The 18312-nt window shown below is 60.7% G+C and carries 14 protein-coding genes and 1 pseudogene; 10 read left to right on the forward strand and 5 right to left on the reverse strand.

Features of this window, described 5'->3' with window-relative positions; all coding sequences use genetic code 11:
• The first annotated feature begins 16 nt into the window (after nt 1-16).
• The 5 genes from aceE to CRP40_RS05150 all read left to right on the forward strand — a co-directional run bounded on the left by aceE (nt 17) and on the right by CRP40_RS05150 (nt 8787).
• Nucleotides 17-2662: a pyruvate dehydrogenase (acetyl-transferring), homodimeric type gene (gene aceE / locus CRP40_RS05130; RefSeq protein WP_027913579.1), complete on the forward strand. Its 2646-nt coding sequence runs from the start codon at nt 17-19 to the stop codon at nt 2660-2662.
• Nucleotides 2663-2675: 13 nt separating this feature from the next.
• On the forward strand, nt 2676-4331 hold the full coding sequence (gene aceF, locus CRP40_RS05135; RefSeq protein ID WP_027913578.1) for a dihydrolipoyllysine-residue acetyltransferase: 1656 nt from the start codon (nt 2676-2678) through the stop codon (nt 4329-4331).
• Between the two features lie 323 nt (nt 4332-4654).
• Nucleotides 4655-7342: a GGDEF and EAL domain-containing protein gene (locus CRP40_RS05140; RefSeq protein ID WP_027913577.1), complete on the forward strand. Its 2688-nt coding sequence runs from the start codon at nt 4655-4657 to the stop codon at nt 7340-7342.
• Between the two features lie 153 nt (nt 7343-7495).
• Nucleotides 7496-8161 (forward strand): peptide-methionine (S)-S-oxide reductase MsrA, encoded by a 666-nt coding sequence (msrA, locus tag CRP40_RS05145; RefSeq protein ID WP_027913576.1) that lies wholly within the window; start codon nt 7496-7498, stop codon nt 8159-8161.
• Between the two features lie 2 nt (nt 8162-8163).
• Nucleotides 8164-8787 carry a glutathione S-transferase gene (locus CRP40_RS05150; RefSeq protein WP_027913575.1) on the forward strand — a complete coding sequence of 208 codons (624 nt, stop codon included), beginning with the start codon at nt 8164-8166 and terminating at the stop codon, nt 8785-8787.
• 97 nt (nt 8788-8884) lie between these two features.
• On the opposite strand, the gene CRP40_RS05155 is transcribed toward CRP40_RS05150, so the two are convergent.
• On the reverse strand, nt 8885-9385 hold the full coding sequence (locus tag CRP40_RS05155) for an ATP-dependent zinc protease (protein WP_027913574.1): 501 nt from the start codon (nt 9383-9385) through the stop codon (nt 8885-8887).
• Nucleotides 9386-9567: 182 nt separating this feature from the next.
• On the opposite strand from CRP40_RS05155, the gene CRP40_RS05160 reads away from it, so the two are divergent.
• Both CRP40_RS05160 and CRP40_RS05165 read left to right on the forward strand, forming a co-directional pair.
• Nucleotides 9568-10449: an acyltransferase gene (locus CRP40_RS05160; RefSeq protein ID WP_027913573.1), complete on the forward strand. Its 882-nt coding sequence runs from the start codon at nt 9568-9570 to the stop codon at nt 10447-10449.
• A 217-nt stretch (nt 10450-10666) separates the two neighbouring features.
• Entirely contained in the window at nt 10667-12019 is a 1353-nt protein-coding gene (locus tag CRP40_RS05165) for an APC family permease (RefSeq protein ID WP_027913572.1), read from the forward strand.
• 102 nt (nt 12020-12121) lie between these two features.
• Here CRP40_RS05165 and CRP40_RS05170 read toward each other — a convergent pair whose 3' ends face one another.
• Nucleotides 12122-12697 (reverse strand): DUF2780 domain-containing protein, encoded by a 576-nt coding sequence (locus CRP40_RS05170; protein ID WP_027913571.1) that lies wholly within the window; start codon nt 12695-12697, stop codon nt 12122-12124.
• A gap of 219 nt (nt 12698-12916) precedes the next feature.
• Between CRP40_RS05170 and CRP40_RS22325 the strand changes: the two genes are divergently transcribed.
• The 3 genes and pseudogenes from CRP40_RS22325 to CRP40_RS05180 all read left to right on the forward strand — a co-directional run bounded on the left by CRP40_RS22325 (nt 12917) and on the right by CRP40_RS05180 (nt 15233).
• Nucleotides 12917-13678 (forward strand): RHS repeat-associated core domain-containing protein, encoded by a 762-nt coding sequence (locus CRP40_RS22325; protein WP_080992806.1) that lies wholly within the window; start codon nt 12917-12919, stop codon nt 13676-13678.
• Nucleotides 13679-14027: 349 nt separating this feature from the next.
• Nucleotides 14028-14159, forward strand: a pseudogene (locus CRP40_RS21790) (DUF3077 domain-containing protein); the annotation flags it as partial.
• A 162-nt stretch (nt 14160-14321) separates the two neighbouring features.
• On the forward strand, nt 14322-15233 hold the full coding sequence (locus CRP40_RS05180) for an RHS repeat-associated core domain-containing protein (protein WP_050587292.1): 912 nt from the start codon (nt 14322-14324) through the stop codon (nt 15231-15233).
• A gap of 66 nt (nt 15234-15299) precedes the next feature.
• Here CRP40_RS05180 and fdhA read toward each other — a convergent pair whose 3' ends face one another.
• The 3 genes from fdhA to soxG form a co-directional block, all read right to left on the reverse strand.
• Nucleotides 15300-16499: a formaldehyde dehydrogenase, glutathione-independent gene (gene fdhA / locus CRP40_RS05185; protein ID WP_023532721.1), complete on the reverse strand. Its 1200-nt coding sequence runs from the start codon at nt 16497-16499 to the stop codon at nt 15300-15302.
• 240 nt (nt 16500-16739) lie between these two features.
• Nucleotides 16740-17597, reverse strand: coding sequence for a formyltetrahydrofolate deformylase (gene purU / locus CRP40_RS05190; protein ID WP_027913570.1), 858 nt, complete (start codon nt 17595-17597; stop codon nt 16740-16742).
• A gap of 11 nt (nt 17598-17608) precedes the next feature.
• Complete coding sequence (soxG, locus tag CRP40_RS05195; RefSeq protein ID WP_027913569.1) at nt 17609-18241, reverse strand: sarcosine oxidase subunit gamma family protein; 633 nt, start codon at nt 18239-18241, stop codon at nt 17609-17611.
• Nucleotides 18242-18312 lie beyond the last annotated feature (71 nt).

Genomic DNA, 18312 nt, shown 5'->3' on the forward strand with positions numbered 1-18312 from the left:
CGCCCTGGAGCAAGCCATGCAAGACCTCGATCCAATCGAAACCCAGGAATGGCTGGATGCCCTGGAGTCGGTCCTCGACAAAGAAGGCGAAGACCGCGCTCATTACCTGATGACCCGTATGGGCGAGCTGGCCACCCGCAGTGGCTCCCAGCTGCCGTATGCGATCACCACGCCATACCGCAACACCATCCCTGTCACCCACGAAGCACGCATGCCTGGCGACCTGTTCATGGAACGCCGCATTCGCTCGATGGTGCGTTGGAACGCCCTGGCCATGGTCGTGCGCACCAACCTGAAAGACTCGGACCTGGGCGGACACATCTCCAGCTTCGCCTCCAGCGCCACCCTGTACGATATCGGTTTCAACTACTTCTTCCAGGCACCGACCGAAGAACACGGTGGCGACCTGGTCTTCTACCAGGGCCACGCCTCGCCGGGCGTCTACGCCCGCGCCTTCATGGAAGGCCGCATCAGCGAAGAGCAGATGAACAACTTCCGCCAGGAAGTCGATGGCAACGGTCTGTCCTCGTACCCACACCCTTGGCTGATGCCTGACTTCTGGCAGTTCCCGACCGTTTCGATGGGTCTGGGCCCGATCCAGGCCATCTACCAGGCACGCTTCATGAAGTACCTGGAAGCTCGTGGGTTCATTCCAGCAGGCAAGCAGAAAGTCTGGTGCTTCATGGGCGACGGCGAGTGCGACGAGCCAGAATCCTTGGGCGCGATCGCCCTGGCCGGCCGCGAGAAGCTGGACAACCTGATCTTCGTCATCAACTGCAACCTGCAGCGCCTCGACGGCCCGGTTCGCGGCAACGGCAAGATCATCCAGGAACTCGAAGGCGTGTTCCGCGGCGGTGGCTGGAACGTCAACAAAGTGGTCTGGGGTCGCTTCTGGGATCCGCTGCTGGCCAAGGACACCAACGGTGCCCTGCAACGCCGCATGGACGAAGTCATCGACGGCGAGTACCAGAACTACAAGGCCAAAGACGGCGCCTACGTGCGTGAGCACTTCTTCAACACCCCAGAGCTCAAGGCCATGGTCGAAGACCTGTCCGACGACGAGATCTGGAAGCTCAACCGCGGCGGCCATGACCCGTACAAGGTCTATGCAGCCTACCACCAGGCGGTCAACCACAAGGACCAGCCTACCGTCATCCTGGCCAAGACCATCAAGGGTTACGGTACCGGTGCCGGCGAAGCCAAGAACACCGCGCACAACACCAAGAAGGTCGATGTCGACAGCCTGCGTCACTTCCGTGACCGCTTCGATATCCCTGTCAAGGATGCGGACTTGGAGAACCTGCCGTTCTACAAGCCCGAAGAAGGTTCTGCCGAGGCCCGTTACCTGGCCGAGCGTCGTGCGGCCCTGGGCGGCTTCGTGCCTCAGCGCCGCGCCAAGAGCTTCAGCGTGCCGACCCCGCCTCTGGAAACCCTCAAGGCGATCCTGGACGGCTCGGGCGACCGTGAAATTTCCACCACCATGGCCTTCGTGCGCATCCTGGCGCAGTTGGTCAAGGACAAGGAAATCGGTCAGCGCATCGTGCCCATCATCCCTGACGAAGCCCGCACCTTCGGCATGGAAGGCATGTTCCGCCAGTTGGGCATCTACTCGTCGGTGGGTCAGCTCTACGAGCCGGTCGACAAGGACCAGGTGATGTTCTACCGCGAGGACAAGAAAGGCCAGATCCTCGAGGAAGGCATCAACGAAGCCGGCGCCATGTCGTCGTTCATCGCTGCCGGTACTTCGTACAGCTGCCACAACCAACCGATGCTGCCGTTCTACATCTTCTACTCGATGTTCGGCTTCCAGCGTATCGGCGACCTGGCCTGGGCCGCTGGCGACAGCCGTACCCGTGGCTTCCTGATCGGCGGCACCGCCGGCCGTACCACACTCAACGGCGAAGGCCTGCAGCACGAGGACGGTCACAGCCACATGATGGCCGGTACCATCCCGAACTGCCGCACCTATGATCCAACCTACGGCTACGAGCTGGCGGTGATCATCCAGGACGGCATGAAGAAGATGACCGAAGAGCAACAGGACATCTTCTACTACATCACCGTGATGAACGAGTCCTACCAGCAGCCTGCCATTCCGGCCGGTGCCGAGGAAGGCATCATCAAGGGCATGTACCTGCTTGAAGAAGACACCCGCGAAGCCGCACACCACGTGCAGCTGATGGGTTCGGGCACCATCCTGCGCGAAGTGCGCGAAGCGGCGAAGATTCTGCGTGAAGAGTTCAACGTCGGGGCCGACGTGTGGAGCGTCACCAGCTTCAATGAACTGCGTCGCGACGGCCTGGCCGTGGAACGTGCCAACCGTCTCAAGCCTGGCCAGAAGCCACAGCAGACCTACGTCGAGCAGTGCCTGAGCGGCCGCAAGGGGCCGGTCATCGCGTCCACCGACTACATGAAGCTGTTCGCCGAGCAGATCCGCCAATGGGTGCCGAGCAAAGAGTTCAAGGTCCTGGGTACCGACGGTTACGGTCGCAGCGACAGCCGCAAGAAGCTGCGTCACTTCTTCGAAGTAGACCGTCACTTCGTGGTACTGGCTGCCCTGGAAGCGCTGGCTGACCGTGGCGAGATCGAACCCAAGGTTGTGGCTGACGCCATCGTCAAGTTCGGCATCGACCCGGACAAGCGCAACCCATTGGACTGCTGAGGAGTATTTTTAAGTGAGCGAACTCATTCGCGTACCTGACATCGGCAGCGGTGAAGGTGAAATCATCGAGCTGTTCGTCAAGGTCGGTGATCGTATCGAGGCTGATCAAAGCCTGCTGACCCTGGAGTCCGACAAGGCCTCCATGGAGATTCCGGCGCCCAAGGCCGGTATCGTCAAGGAACTGAAGGTCAAGCTGGGCGATCGCCTGAAAGAAGGCGACGAGCTCCTGGTTCTGGAAGCCGAGGGAGCCGCTGATGCGGCCCCTGAGGCACCTGCCGCCGAGCAGAAGCCCGCACAGGCTGAAGCGGCCGCACCGGCGCCTGCTGCCCAAGCAGCGCCAGCGCCTGCTGCCGCCCCGGCTGCTGCCAGCGTGCAGGACATCCACGTGCCGGACATTGGCTCGTCGGGCAAGGCCAAGATCATCGAAGTGCTGGTCAAGGCAGGCGATACCGTCGAAGCCGATCAATCGCTGATCACCCTGGAGTCCGACAAGGCCTCCATGGAAATCCCGTCGCCTGCTGCTGGCGTGGTCAAGGAAGTCATTGCCAAGCTTGACGACGAAGTGGGCACAGGCGACCTGATCCTCAAGCTTGAAATCGCAGGTGCAGCGCCTGCCGCAGCGCAGGCTCCGGCCGCCGCTGCACCGGCCAAGGCCGAGGCCGAGGCCGAACCCGCCGCCGCTGCCCCTGCTGCTGCCCCGGCTGCCGCTACCCCTGCGCCAGCCGCAACCGCCCCGGCTGCCGGCAACAACGCCAAGGTGCACGCCGGCCCAGCCGTGCGTCAGCTGGCCCGTGAATTTGGCGTAGAGCTCGGCGCCGTGGCAGCGACCGGCCCACATGGCCGCATCCTGAAAGAAGACGTGCAGGTTTACGTCAAGGCCATGATGCAGAAGGCCAAGGAAGCGCCGGCAGCTGCCGGTGCAACCGGCGGCGCTGGCATTCCGCCGATTCCGGTGGTCGATTTCAGCAAGTTCGGTGAAGTCGAAGAAGTGGCCATGACCCGCCTGATGCAGGTCGGTGCTGCCAACCTGCACCGCAGCTGGCTGAACGTGCCTCACGTCACCCAGTTCGATTCGGCTGACATCACCGAGCTCGAAGCCTTCCGCGTGGCCCAGAAAGCCGTCGCAGAAAAGGCCGGCGTCAAGCTGACCGTCCTGCCGCTGTTGCTCAAGGCCTGCGCCTTCCTGCTCAAGGAACTGCCAGACTTCAACAGCTCGCTGGCACCAAGCGGCAAAGCGGTCATCCGCAAGAAATACGTGCACATCGGCTTTGCCGTGGACACGCCCGACGGCCTGCTGGTACCGGTGATCAAGAACGTCGACCAGAAGAGCCTACTGCAGCTGGCTGCCGAAGCGGCTGCACTGGCCGAGAAGGCGCGTACCAAGAAGCTCTCGGCGGACGAGATGCAGGGCGCCTGCTTCACCATCTCCAGCCTCGGCCATATTGGCGGCACCGGCTTCACGCCGATCGTCAACGCCCCTGAGGTGGCCATCCTGGGCGTCTCCAAGGCGACCATGCAGCCTGTCTGGGACGGCAAGGCCTTCCAGCCCAAGCTGATGCTGCCGCTGTCGCTGTCGTACGATCACCGTGTGATCAACGGCGCTGCCGCTGCGCGCTTCACCAAGCGTCTGGGCGATGTGCTGGGCGATATCCGCACCATGCTGCTGTAAGGCAGCGCACTGCCCCTCCCGGTGAGGGGCAGTCTCTTTTTCGAGCTGCCACGCTCGTACCTCAACCCCGTCGATTGACGGGGCTTTTTTTGCCTGGCGCAAAGTGGGCGCTGTGCGGGGACATGATGGCCCCGGTGCGCGTCGGCGTTGCCGATCATCGTTGCACAGCCGCTCTGAACAGCCGTCCTACAGATTCCGTACCCTCGGCCGATAACCTTGTTACAGCTTCGTACATGGCCGCTTGCCAGCTATAGGGACATGATGCAACCTTGCCAGATTCGACGCGGTCCAACGCGCGCGTTCCCTCTTCAAGCGAGTTTTCGATGAAAAGCCAACCCGATGCTGGCAACCGTGTGACGGGCGAGGTCGTCACGCAGTTACCCGTGCCCTCGCGGTTGGGCATGCTGCGCTTCGAAAGGCTCAATGAAGCCAGTTGGTCGTTGCTCTACCTGGACCCGGCCTGCGAGCGCCAGTTCGGCGTTCATGCCAGTGACCTCTGCGCGCTGGTCGATGCCCCTTACGCCAGCCTCATGGAACCTGAGGCCCGCTACCGGCTGCATGACGACATCCAGCTGCAACTGTCGCAACGCGGCTACTACCGTGTGCGCTACACCCTGCACACGCCAGGCGCTTCCGTGCGCATGCTGGAGGTCGGCGAAGCCTTCAAACAGCACGCCCGGCAGTTGCTGTGCGGCTACCTGAGCGTACTGGACGATCACCCGGAAGACACGGGCGAGACCGCCAGCGACCTGGAGTCACGCAACAACCGCCTGCAACTGGCCCTGCAACTGAACCAGCGTGCCCAACGTGAGCAGCTCGAGCACCTGGAGCGCGTACGCAGCCAGCAAGACCTGATCCTGCGCCTGGCCCGTCAACGCTACAGCGCCGAGAACTCGTTGCTCGAAGCCGCCGAACTGATCACCCGTAGCGCCTGTGAGATCTACAAGATCGACTGCGCCGGTATCTGGCACCTGGAAGGCCATCGGCTTGAGCCGATCACAGCCTGGTACAGCGATGTGCAAGCGCACCGGCAACCCCAGGCAATCGACGCCAGCCATTTCCCGGATTACCTCGAGGCCCTGCATGCCAGCCGTGCGATCGATGCGCACAACGCTGGGCACGATCCCCGTACACGTGCGTTGATGCAGAGCCTGGGGCCTGGCAACAAGGCCATGCTCGATGCCAGCATTCGCGTCGATGGCCAGGTGGTGGGCGTGTTGTGCCTGGAACAGGCCGGCCAGCCACGGGCCTGGCAGTCCGATGAGATCGCCTTTGCCGGCGAGCTGGCCGACCAGTTCGCCCAGGTCATTACCAATCACAACCGCCGCGCGGCGGCCAGTGCGCTGCACCTGTTCCAACGCGCCGTGGAGCAGAGCGCCAGCGCCTTCCTGCTGGTGAACCGGGATGGGCAGGTCGAGTATGTGAACCCGAGCTTCACCGCCATCACCCAATACAGCACCGAGGAAGTGCAAGGGCGTCACCTGGGTGAACTGCCCGCCCTTGAGAACCTCAACGAGCTGCTGTTCGACTCGCCTTCGAGCCTGGCCATGGGTAATAGCTGGCAGGGTGAATTCAAGAGCCGGCGCAAGAACCTGGAACCCTACTGGGGGCAGCTGTCGATCTCCAAGGTGTATGGTGACAACCGCGAGCTGACCCACTACATCGGCATCTACGAAGACGTCACCCAGAGCAAGCTGGCCCAGCAGCGCATCGAGCGGCTGGCCTACACCGACAACCTGACCAACCTGGGCAACCGTCCGGCGTTCATCCGCAGCCTGGACGAATGCTTCGCCCGGGATGTGCAGAATCCGATGTGCCTACTGCTGGTGGACATCGACAATTTCAAGCGCATCAACGACAGTCTCGGCCATCACACGGGCGACAAGTTGCTTATCAGCCTGGCCAGGCGCCTGCGCAACAGCCTGCATGCCGGCGGTATCCTGGCCCGTTTTGCCAGCAACGAATTCGCCGTGTTGCTCGACGACACCAGCCTGGAGGCCGGCCAGGGGGTTGCCCAGCAATTGTTGCGCACCCTCGACAAGCCGATGTTCGTCGATAACCAGCTGATCAATGTCACAGCATCGGTGGGCCTAGCCAGCGCTCCCCAGCATGGTGCCGACCCCACCAGCCTGATGAAGAATGCCGGGTTGGCGCTGCACAAGGCCAAGGCCAACGGCAAACACCAGGTGCAGGTGTTCACCGAGGTCCTCAACGCCGAGGCCAGCTACAAACTGTTCGTCGAAAACAACCTGCGCCGCGCATTGACCCAGAACGAGCTGGACGTGTTCTATCAGCCCAAGCTGTGCCTGCGCAGCGGCCGGCTGCTGGGCCTGGAGGCACTGTTGCGCTGGAACCATCCTGAGCGGGGCATGATCCGGCCTGACCAGTTCATCAGCGTGGCCGAAGAAACCGGTTTGATCATCCCCATTGGCAAATGGGTTGTGCGCCAATCGTGCCGCATGAGCAACGAACTGCGTGCAGCAGGGCTTGGCAATCTGCACGTCGCGATCAACCTGTCGCCCAAGCAGTTTTCCGACCCTGATCTGGTCGCCTCGATCAGCAGCATCATCAGGGAAGAAGGCTTGCCTGCGCACCAACTGGAGCTGGAGCTGACCGAAGGGTTGCTGCTCGAAGCCAGTGAGGACACCCATCGGCAACTCGACGAGCTCAAAGCCTTGGGCCTGACCCTGGCCATGGATGACTTCGGCACCGGTTATTCCTCGCTCAGCTACCTGAAGAAATTCCCGATCGACATCCTCAAGATCGACCGCAGCTTCATCAAGGACATCCCCGACAACCAGGACGACATGGAAATCACCTCGGCGGTGATCGCCATGGCCCACAACCTCAAGCTGAAGGTGGTAGCCGAAGGCATTGAAACCCCTGCGCAGCTGGGTTTCCTGCGTCGACACCGGTGTGACATCGGGCAGGGCTATCTGTTTGACCGACCTATTCCGGGGCGAGAGCTGGCAGAGCGCCTGCAACGCTATCCGCGAGGTCCAGCCGCCTGACAGCGGCGCAAACCTCGGGCACACTAGAAACCATTCGGGCTACATCGCGAGCAGGCCCGTCCCCACCAGGATCACGCAGGTCATGTGATCGGGAGCGGACTTGTCGGCGATGGCCCTGAAGCTATCCAACTGAATAGACACAGAGGAACGGCCATGGTCCTGCGTTCGGAAATACTGGTGAACAAAAACGTCATGCCCACTGCGGAGCAGGCCCTGCCTGGCCGCGAAACGCCGATGAGCCTGCCCGAGTTCCACTACGTGTTCGAGGAAACGCCGCTGCTCGGGCCATTCTTCGAAGATGTGGATTTCGCCATTTTCGGCCTGGGGTGTTTCTGGGGCGCAGAGCGTCGATTCTGGCAGCGTGAGGGTGTGGTCAGTACCGTCGTGGGTTATGCCGGCGGCTTTACCCCGAACCCTACCTACGAAGAGGTCTGCTCAGGCCTGACCGGGCACACCGAAGTTGTGCTGGTGGTCTTCGACAAGAGCAAAGTGAGCTACGGTGAACTGCTGGCCATGTTCTGGGAACTGCACAACCCGACCCAGGGCATGCGCCAGGGCAACGATGTCGGCACGCAGTACCGCTCGGCCATCTACTGCACGAGCCCAGAGCAGCTCGAGCAGGCCCAGGCCAGCCGCGAGGCCTTCCAGGCCGAGCTGGACAAGGCTGGCTTCGGTCAGATCACCACCGAAATCGACAAAGCACCCACTGTGTACTTCGCCGAGGCCTACCACCAGCAATACCTGGCCAAGAACCCGGACGGCTATTGCGGTATCGGCGGGACGGGCGTGTGCATGCCGGCCAGCTTGCAAGGGAATTGAGCATGAGCACCATGACCCTGTTCCACTCGCCCCTGTCGCCATTCGTGCGCAAGGTCATGGTGGTATTGCACGAAACCGGCCAATTGGACCGAGTGGCACTGCAGCCTGTGAACATCAGCCCAGTCAACGGTGACGAGCAGCTAAACGCCGGCAATCCCATCGGCAAGATTCCGGCGCTGCGCCTGGCCGACGGAACCGTGCTGCATGACAGCCGGGTGATCTGCGAGTACCTGGATCAGCAACATGTGGGGTTGCCACTGCTGCCCCGGGAAGGCTCGGCTCGCTGGCGGCGCATGACGCTGGCCTCCCAGGCGGATGCCATTCTGGATGCAGCCGTCTCGAGCCGCTACGAAACGTTCGTGCGACCCGTCGAGAAACGTTGGGATGGATGGTTGGAGGCGCAGGGGGACAAGATCCGCCGCAGCCTGGCCAACCTCGAACAGGCCCACCTGGCGGAGCTGATGTCGGGATTCGATTTGGCAGCGATCGGCGTGGCTTGCGCATTAGGGTACCTGGACTTGCGTCAGCCAGCGTTTGGCTGGCGTGAGCGCCAGCCTGGGCTGGCGGCCTGGTACGCCGAGGTGAGCACACGGCCGTCAATGGTCACCACCGCACCCGATGCCTGAACAGAAGGCTATTGCCGTCAAGCCGGCTCGTGTAGAAGCGATCCGGCGCCCCTGCAGGCGTGCGTCAGCGGCGATGCGCCCGTTCATGCAACGATAATCAGCAGTCAGGCTTGCCAGCGGTAAATCGTTTGGCAGGGTTCACCGCGCCTTTGAACTCGCGCAACGCCTTGGCACCCACCAACAGTGGGTAATTGAAGTTGCTGCGATCCACCAGGTTGACCTCCACGGTTCGCTTCACGTCTCCCAGGCACAGTTCCAGGTCCACCACTGGCCGCTTAGCGCTCTCGGGTGCATCGCCCTCATCCTCATCATCGGCACGGCCCTTGATCTTGCTGATGCGCGAGACCTGGTGCTCGTAAACCTTGTCGCCGGCATCCTTGGTTGCCAAACGGAAACGTACCCACTCCTGCCCATCGCGGGTGAACAGCTCGATGTCCTTGGCAGACAGTGACGCCGTATAGGCGCCAGTATCCATCTTGGCCTTGAGCGTCTGGCCAATCTCCGGCAGCGCGATATTCTCGTAACGCCCGTACAGCGTAGGCTCGGCGGCCATCACCGGTAGCGTCAACAGGGTCAGCACGGCAAACAGTGATTTCACAAGCAAGCTTCCTTGATCGATTTACGGGTTAGACCGCACAGGCAGCCCAGGTTCGCGGTCCAAAGCCTAACCAACATAATGTGAAACATTTGTCCGTGCCGCCGGGCATTGGAGGTTTGGCGTAGTTCGCAACCCTGCTTATCATTGCCGATCGTTATGGTTCTGACAGAAAGAGTCTCCTTATGCGTCGCGTGCTGACCGGCATACTTACAGCCACCTTGCTGCTGCTCAATACCTTGGTGTTGATCGGGCCCCTGCTGGTGTTCGCCTTGTTCAAACTGGTGCTACCTGGTCGTGGGCGAGACCATGCATCAGGGGCTGTAATGTGGGTGGCCGAAACCTGGTCGGAAATCGACAAAGCCATCTTTGCCTTGTGCACCCCCACACAATGGGACATTCGCGGCATCGAAAACCTGCGCCGTGACACCTCGTACCTTGCGATCAGCAATCATCAGAGCTGGGTGGACATTCCCGCCTTGATCGAGAGCCTCAACCGGCGCACACCCTTCTTCAAGTTCTTCCTGAAAAAGGAATTGATCTGGGTGCCGCTGCTGGGCCTGGCATGGTGGGGCCTGGACTATCCCTTCATGAAACGCTACAGCAAAGCCTTTCTGGAGAAGCACCCCGAGCTCAAGGGCAAGGATCTGGAAATCACCAAGGCTGCCTGCGAGCTGTTCAAGCGCCAACCGGTGACCGTGGTCAATTACCTGGAGGGCACCCGCTTCACCGAGGCCAAGCGCCAGGAGCAGCAATCACCCTACCGCCATCTGTTAAAGCCCAAGGCCGGAGGCGTGGCGTTCGTACTCGCAGCGCTGGGTGAGCAGCTCGATGCATTGCTGGACGTCACAATCGTCTACCCCGGCGACAAGGCGCCAGGTTTCTGGGACTTGCTCAATGGCAGTGTCAGCCGGGTAATTATCGACATTCAGGTGCGTGAGCTCGACCCAGCGTTGTGGGCCGGCGACTACGAGAGCGATCCTGTTTTCCGCCAGACAGTACAGGCGTGGGTAAACCAGCTGTGGCTGGAAAAGGATGAACGGATCGAGCAGTTGCGTTGGGAATGAGGGACGTTGTTGCCTGTAATGGCTATGGCGCCGGCAAGCTGGGTCCTGCGGGGTCATGACGGTGCGCGGGGCATCCAGGCGATAGGCGCATTGGACGCTTGGACACCCTGCCAATGAGAGTCCGGCGTCTATTCGGCCCCTGATACTTCTTGTCACACACCCCTTTTGTGGATAAAGATCGATCACAGCACAACTACAAAAATGTCTGGATCGACCGATGACCCACCCATCAAGCTCCGCCCCGCCCCAACTGCGTCGTGTTCTGGGCCTCCCTGCCCTGGTGTTCTTTGGCCTGGTGTACATGGTCCCACTGACCATTTTCACTACCTACGGCATCGTCACCGAGCTAACCGGTGGCCGTACGGCAACCGCCTATCTGATCACGCTGATGGCCATGCTGTTCACAGCCGCGTCCTACAGCTTTATGGTCAAACGCTTCCCGGTCGCGGGTTCGGCGTACTCCTACACCCACATGGCTTTTGGCCAGAACGTAGGCTTTCTGGCGGGCTGGTCGCTGCTGCTCGACTATCTGTTTCTGCCGATGATCAACTACCTGCTCATCGGCCTGTTCCTGAATATCGCCTTTCCAGCGGTGCCGGCCTGGGCTTTCGTACTCGCCTGCATCACCTTGGTGACCGTGCTCAACGTGGTTGGTATCAGCTCGGTGGCCAAGACCAGCAATCTGATCGTGGGCGCGCAGATCGTCTTCATTGGTGTGTTCATCGCGCTGTCCTGGCAGACCCTCAGCGACGGCCACCCCATCGACTGGCTGGCGCCGCTGCAAGGTGACGGTAGCGCACCCGGCTTTGGTCCGATGATGGCCGGCGCGGCAGTGCTGTGCCTGTCGTTCCTGGGGTTCGATGCCGTTTCCACCCTGGCAGAGGAAAGCCGCAATGCTCGGCGTGATGTGCCGCGGGCGATCATCCTCACCACGCTGTTCGCCGGCCTGCTGTTCACCGTGCTGGCCTACGTGAGCCAGTTGGTGCTGCCGGGCAGCACCTTCGCCAATGCCGATGCTGCTGCAAACGAGGTCATGCTCAAGGCGGGCGGCCAGTTCCTGGCCAACTTCTTCACGGCCGCTTATGTCGCCGGTAGCCTCGGCTCGGCCTTGGCCTCCCAGGCCGCAGTGTCGCGCATCCTCTACACCATGGGCCGGGACCGGGTGCTGCCCCCGCGCACCTTCGGCCACCTGTCGCCACGCCTCGGCACACCGGTATTCGCCATCGCGGTGGTATCGGCGTTCTCACTGCTGGCGCTGGTGATCGACTTGTCCACCCTCGCCTCGCTGATCAGCTTCGGCGCCTTGGTGGCGTTCTCGGCGGTGAACCTGGCGGTGGTGAAGACCCACCTGATGGACGATGCCAGCCAGCGCAATACCAAGGGGTTGCTGAGCTATGGCGTGGTGCCACTGGTGGGATTGGGGCTGACGCTGTGGCTGTGGACCAGCCTGTCGGCGCTGACGCTGGTGATCGGGCTGTGCTGGTTCGCGCTGGGCCTTGCCTACCTGGCCGTCCTGACCGCCGGCTTCCGCCGCCCGGTGCGGCTAGTGGATTTCAGCGAAGCGGCCTGATCCAATGATCTGGCGGCCTGCGCTGGCTGTTGTGGAGCGGACGCGTGTCGCGAAAGGGCCGCGCCAGCCTTCACCATCTACCTGGATTGTCCATACCGTGCCCTAGACCGAAGGCTGGTTCAAGGGCGCTGGTGCGGTCCACAAGCTACCCAGGTTCTGCAACAACGACCCTGCAATGCCCTGTTGGCCGAGGTATTGCAGAATCAACGGCGCAAACTGCCCGATCATCCCGGCATCCATCCCCAGCGCCTTGAATGCACTGTACAAGTCGCTGCGGTTTTCCACGTTGTTGCCCAGCGCGTTGCTCAATGCCGACTGGCTTTCGCTGTGCTTGCCCAGCAAATCCCCCAGCCCGCTCAACCCACCCAGCGCATTGGCCCCAGCCAACAGGTCCAGCCCAGGCACCGCTTTGGTCAACTGGCCATATTCCTCAGTGCTGAGGTTGTTACGTGCCATCCCTAGCATCGCCCCCGCCCCGCCCATGGCCTGTTCGGGGGTGATGTTCAATTGGCTGCCCAGGGTATTGAGCAGATTGGCCTGGGCCGCAGGAGCCTGCACCTGGCCTTGTTGCATCTGGTTCTGCATGGCAGAGACGGCGTTGGCCGCATCGCTGAGGTTGAAGGCGAACACCGGGCTTGCGGCCAGGGTCATCAGGGTCGCCAGGGTGAATGCTTTCATCGGGAGGGACCTCGTAGGCCGGGATGGCCCGGGAAACGAGGCGTTCGACTGGGGTTCGGGGGATTTGTTCCTATCCGACTGTCGACGCAGATGTTCACCCGTACCGTATCCATCACCTGTTACTTCTGCCAGTAGCGGCATACGGAGATCACCGGGATACTCAGAGCAGCCGCTTTAAAAGAGCGAGAGCTATGCGCATTCTGACAGGAGCACACCCGTATGAAAGACGTCGGACCGCACGTTTATTCTGCCTATGGCTTCTGCGCAACACTCCAGCCAGCAAAAATCTTACTTGGATTCAACGGCCAGGCCATAGAGCAGTTCACAAAGTATTATCAGCTGGGCGTCGGTTATCGTAGCTATGCACCGTCACTTCTACGTTTTCTAAGTCCTGACAGTCTGTCCCCCTTTGGCGAAGGCGGGATTAATGCATACAACTACTGCGCTGGTGACCCGGTTAATTTTCAGGATCCTACGGGACATATGCCGAGGCCGATTACTAAAGTCGGTCTACTCCCGAGATACAAGGGACTCGGGCCGACAGCCAAACTGGCGCTCGTCAAAAAATCGCTTAATACTTCTACACCCCGACCGGGTAAACAACCAACAATAAAGCCGGCAGGCACTGCTCCTCAGCCAAAGCACAAACCACCTCGAGCTTCAGAGGTCCCAACCCTGTCTATCAGTACAAATCCTGAGCAGCTCTCGAGCTTACCAGGGGTTAGCAGTTCACATGGTTCTTCCCGAGCGCGTAGCGTCCTTGATGACTACGTAAGTGATATTAACATCAACATCAAAAAAATTAAGGATGGTGCAGCGAAAGCGGGAAGAGCACTAATGCGCGACGAGCAAAATTCAATTGATCACTTCAGACGTGAAATTGAGTCCACGCGTCCAGCCTGGAGCTCTTCGAATGCCGACAGCGGTAGTCACCCACCAGAAGCGAACGCAAAGATCCGTGAAGACAGATTGTTATATTAGGTAATGCCCAACCGGACCAGCGGATCAGCGCGCCTAACGCCGCCAGTTTTCCGATTTTTCCGCTTACTTGTAGGACGTTTCAGAAATATGCTTCCAAGCCGTTTAAGCCGTTGCGGTGATCCGGGATGGGCTCTAGTCTCGGCCGGTCGTTGCAAAATCAGCGACCGGCTTTGACAGGCCGCCTTCGTCAAACACATGGCTTAACCTCTATGGCAGCTGTGCATGGGGCACTTCACGTGCGCCGGGTTTTGTTTGACCTACCGGTCTGTCAACCCATGTACAGCTGCCGCCTTCTTGTTTGACAGCAGGCTGGTTGTGGCCCCACTACAGGTCATTCCTCACGCTTAAAATCGTATATGCACGGGATTTGACCATTGACGGCCTGATGGACAACAAGCCGCAGTTGCTTTGGGCTTCGCATTATCTAAGCGCGCTGGCCAAGGCGCTGTTGGACGATGCGGAGTTGGGGATGATGCGCTGAGTGATGGCTAGGGCGGGCTGGCCTCTTCGCGGGCGGGCCCGCTCCTACAGGTTCCGTGTGAGCTTCCAAAACTGTCATTTCTGCCAGTACCTAAATCCCTGTGGCTGTTCAGAATGGGCTTAGAGCAACCTCCATTCACCCCGCACGGCAGGGAGTTGAACCATGAGCAAAGCACCGAACAGTTCGCTTTTATTCTACCAAGGCAACAAGCTGAGTACCGTCCGGGAGGACGCCGTCACTCGTACGATCCTGCGCGGCGCTGAAGCGCCTTTGGCAGAACAACTCACGGGGGCCACAACAACCGCCGGGCTGCTGACAACCGACGACAAGGGTTCTGTGCTCTCTGTGCTGAGCGACGATGAGGAGCCTCCCCACAGCTATTCAGCTTACGGACATGATCCCACCTTGCCTTCAACGCGAGTGGCGACAGGCTTTAATGGTGAGGCGTTGGAACCAACTGCCAGATGCTATCTACTGGGGCAAGGATACCGCGCTTACTCTCCTAGCCTTGGCAGATTTATCGCAGCAGACAGTCTCAGCCCCTTTGGCGAAGGCGGCCTGAATAGCTACGCCTACTGTACGAACGACCCGGTGAACGCGGTCGATCCCTCAGGCCATGCCACGCTCGTTATTGAAATTTTCAAACAAATCAAGCGACAGCCCACAACGACTGTAACCAGGTTTACAGCGGGTAGCAAAGTGCCGCCCTCGACGAAGATCGTGAAACAAGGGAACAGCAAGTATTACTCAAAAACCTGGCAGCCGGATACCCTCTACCGATATGAAACTCGAACGCTTAACCGCGTACCGGTAAACCAGGATCTGGGCGGTGGAAAAGGGGCCATATTGAAGGAAAATTTGGCCCGATATAAAGCCAATGAAAAAGATCTACGGACGTTGCAAACGTTACAAGATCTACTTCCGACGGAAGCGGGTGGACTGCACCTCAACACACTGGTGGAACGACAGCGCGGTATGTTGAACGAGGGTGGAAGACTGCTGAAGAGCGCATTGGATCCTCAGGACCTTACCACTCATATCCGTGGTAACCCCAGAACGACTCAGGGCGAATGATCCAGCCAAACGCAAAACGCCACGCACTCCCATGCGTGGCGCTTTCTTATACCGTTGCGAAGCCCGTCACGCCGCGCCCCACATCTTGTGCGGGTCGATCACGAATTTCTTCGGCACACCTGCATCGAACTCGCCATACCCTTCCGGCGCCTGATCCAGGTTGATCACCTGCACACCCACCACTTCGGCAATGTTGATGCGGTCCCACATGATCGCCTGCATCAGCTGGCGGTTGTACTTCATGGTTGGCGTCTGCCCGGTGTGGAAGCTGTGCGACTTGGCCCAGCCCAGTCCGAAACGGATGCTCAGTGCACCGATCTTGGCAGCCGCGTCTACAGCGCCCGGGTCTTCGGTCACGTACAGGCCAGGGATACCGATCTGGCCGGCAACTCGGGTCACCTGCATCAGCGAGTTAAGAACAGTGGCCGGCGCCTCGTGCTTGGCACCTTCATGGCCGTGGCCACGGGCTTCGAAGCCGACGGCATCGACGGCGCAATCCACTTCCGGCTCGCCAAGAATGTCCACGATCTGTTCGTGCAGCGGGGTGTCTTTGGACAGGTCGACCACTTCGAAGCCCTGGGACTTGGCGTGAGCCAGGCGAGCAGGGTTCAGGTCGCCCACGATCACACAGGCAGCGCCCAGCAGGCGAGCCGAAGCAGCGGCAGCCAGGCCCACAGGGCCGGCACCTGCAACATAGACGGTGCTGCCTGGGCCTACGCCTGCAGTCACGGCACCGTGGTAACCGGTTGGCAGAATGTCGGACAGGCAAGTCAGGTCACGGATCTTTTCCATGGCCTTGTCGCGCTCAGGGAGCTTCAGGAGGTTGAAGTCGGCGTATGGCACCAGTACATATTCGGCCTGACCACCGGTCCAGTCGCCCATGTCCACATAACCGTAGGCACCACCGGCGCGGGCCGGGTTTACGGTGAGGCAGACACCGGTGTGCATTTCCTTGCAGGAACGGCAACGGCCGCAGGCGACGTTGAATGGCACCGAGACCAGATCGCCGATCTGCATGCGCTCGACGTCACTGCCCTTCTCGACGATTTCACCAGTAATTTCGTGGCCCAGAACCAGGCCGACCTGGGCAGTGGTGCGGCCGCGGACCATGTGCTGGTCAGAGCCGCAGATGTTGGTGGAGACCACCTTCAGGATCACGCCGTGCTCGATCTTCTTGCCGCGCGGGTCCTGCATTTTCGGGTAGTCGATCTTCTGCACCTCGACCTTGCCGGCGCCGAGATATACCACTCCACGATTGCCAGACATGCTCTTACCTCGCTTGATTTGTATTTATGCAGCGGTGGTTGAACGCGCCGCCATCCATGGGCGGCATGTGTTTCTGGAATGGGGGAATTGTGGGCCGGATGGGGCCCGATGCACTGACTGGGAGCGACAGGGAGATGCCTTTTAGCGGCAGGTTTGTCGCGGGAAGATAAGGCGCACACACAGGGAGAGGCAGAGGCGAGCCTCGCCGCGACCCAAGCGGCGAGGAGGCCAGCAAAAACGCTAAAGAACGACCGTGCGGTTGGCGTTGAGGAACACCCGCTTCTCGATGTGGTATCCCACCGCCCGTGCCAGGGTCAGGCACTCGATGTCTCGCCCCTTGGCGATCAGGTCTTCGGGGTAATAGGTATGGTCCACCACTTCGACACCTTGGGCGATGATCGGCCCTTCGTCCAAGTCATTGTTGATGTAATGCGCCGTGGCCCCGACCATCTTCACACCCTTGTTGTACGCCTGGTGGTAAGGCTTGGCGCCCTTGAACCCCGGTAGCAGCGAGTGGTGGATGTTGATCGCGCGGCCATCGAGCTGGCGGCACAGCTCGGGCGAGAGCACCTGCATGTAGCGCGCGAGAATAACCAGCTCGGCGCCCGTCTGTTCGATCACCTGCAACACCTTGCGCTCTTGTGAAGGCTTGTCCTTCGGGTCGAGCGCGAAGTGGTAGTAGGGAATCTTGTGCCAGTGTGCCAACGGCTCGAGGTCGGGGTGGTTGGAAACCACCGCCACCACGTCCATGCCCAGTTGACCGATACGCTGGCGATACAGCAGGTCGTTCAGGCAATGGTCGGCCTTGGACACCATGATCACCACCTTGGGGCGATGGTTGGGAGCCGTCAGCTCGAACGCCATGCCAAACGCCTCGCTGCGCTCGGCAAGGCCTGCACGCAACCCGTCTTCGTCGAAGCCGTCAGGCACGCGAAACTCCACGCGAATGAAGAAGCGCCCGGACAGCCGATCATCGAAGGAATGGTGCTCCGTCACGTAGCAGCGTTGCTCGAAGAGGTAACGCGTCACCACGTCGACGGTACCGAGCATGCTCGGGCAGTCGGCGGTGAGAATCCAGGTATCCGGTGCCCGACTCATGGCAGTTCTCCTTAAGCTTCGATGGCCAGCCCGTACTCGGCCGATGCGTCCTGCAGCCACATCCACCAGTAATCGGAGAAGCTGCGGCGGATGACCAGCTCCCAGGTGTCTTCGGCAGTACGCCGAATCACCAGCTGCGACTTGGCGAACACCGTGCCGACAGCCTTGCCGACCGGGAAGTTGTTCGGATGCACGTCGTAGCTGGTGGACTTCATCAGCACGTCGCGCACGTTCGGGCCGCGCAGCTCCAGCAGGCTCTGCCCACCGCTGACATTGACCACCTGGATGTGTTGCCCTTCAAGGGCAGCACGCAGCTTTTGTTCAATCGCCACTTCCTGCCCACCCGGGACGATCAGCAGCCACTCATCAGGACCGACCCATTGCAGCGACAGATCGCCGTTGGCCACGACGGTCAATGCCACCGGCAACTCCAGGCCCAGGGCCTTGTGTACGCCACCGGCAAAGGCTGGATCATGACCGTTGCCACGCAGGGTCAGGTGGCCGAGAAACTTGCGCTCGCGCAGGGTCACGCCAGCGTTGTTGCGGCCCTTGCCCACCAGGCTTGCCAGGTCGGCGTGGTGCAATGGCGACTCGGCCTTGGCCGAGGCGCCGGGGTTTTGCTCGAAGACGTTGATAGCGCTCATTTCATACCTGCCTTGAATTCTTGTTCGTCGATGGGATGCAGACACCCTGTCCAGCAAGCTCTGCCAGCCTC

This window comes from Pseudomonas sp. URMO17WK12:I9, from assembly GCF_900230165.1.
Classification (GTDB): domain Bacteria; phylum Pseudomonadota; class Gammaproteobacteria; order Pseudomonadales; family Pseudomonadaceae; genus Aquipseudomonas; species Aquipseudomonas fulva.

What these genes read in the sequence shown, in the direction of transcription:
- aceE (WP_027913579.1), top strand. Translation starts at nt 17, where the DNA reads ATGCAAGACCTCGATCCAATCGAAACCCAGGAATGGCTGGATGCCCTG.
- CRP40_RS05140 (WP_027913577.1), top strand. Translation starts at nt 4,655, where the DNA reads ATGAAAAGCCAACCCGATGCTGGCAACCGTGTGACGGGCGAGGTCGTC.
- msrA (WP_027913576.1), top strand. Translation starts at nt 7,496, where the DNA reads ATGGTCCTGCGTTCGGAAATACTGGTGAACAAAAACGTCATGCCCACT.
- CRP40_RS05150 (WP_027913575.1), top strand. Translation starts at nt 8,164, where the DNA reads ATGAGCACCATGACCCTGTTCCACTCGCCCCTGTCGCCATTCGTGCGC.
- CRP40_RS05160 (WP_027913573.1), top strand. Translation starts at nt 9,568, where the DNA reads ATGCGTCGCGTGCTGACCGGCATACTTACAGCCACCTTGCTGCTGCTC.
- CRP40_RS05165 (WP_027913572.1), top strand. Translation starts at nt 10,667, where the DNA reads ATGACCCACCCATCAAGCTCCGCCCCGCCCCAACTGCGTCGTGTTCTG.
- CRP40_RS05170 (WP_027913571.1), bottom strand. Translation starts at nt 12,697, where the DNA reads ATGAAAGCATTCACCCTGGCGACCCTGATGACCCTGGCCGCAAGCCCG.
- CRP40_RS22325 (WP_080992806.1), top strand. Translation starts at nt 12,917, where the DNA reads ATGAAAGACGTCGGACCGCACGTTTATTCTGCCTATGGCTTCTGCGCA.
- CRP40_RS05180 (WP_050587292.1), top strand. Translation starts at nt 14,322, where the DNA reads ATGAGCAAAGCACCGAACAGTTCGCTTTTATTCTACCAAGGCAACAAG.
- fdhA (WP_023532721.1), bottom strand. Translation starts at nt 16,499, where the DNA reads ATGTCTGGCAATCGTGGAGTGGTATATCTCGGCGCCGGCAAGGTCGAG.
- purU (WP_027913570.1), bottom strand. Translation starts at nt 17,597, where the DNA reads ATGAGTCGGGCACCGGATACCTGGATTCTCACCGCCGACTGCCCGAGC.
- soxG (WP_027913569.1), bottom strand. Translation starts at nt 18,241, where the DNA reads ATGAGCGCTATCAACGTCTTCGAGCAAAACCCCGGCGCCTCGGCCAAG.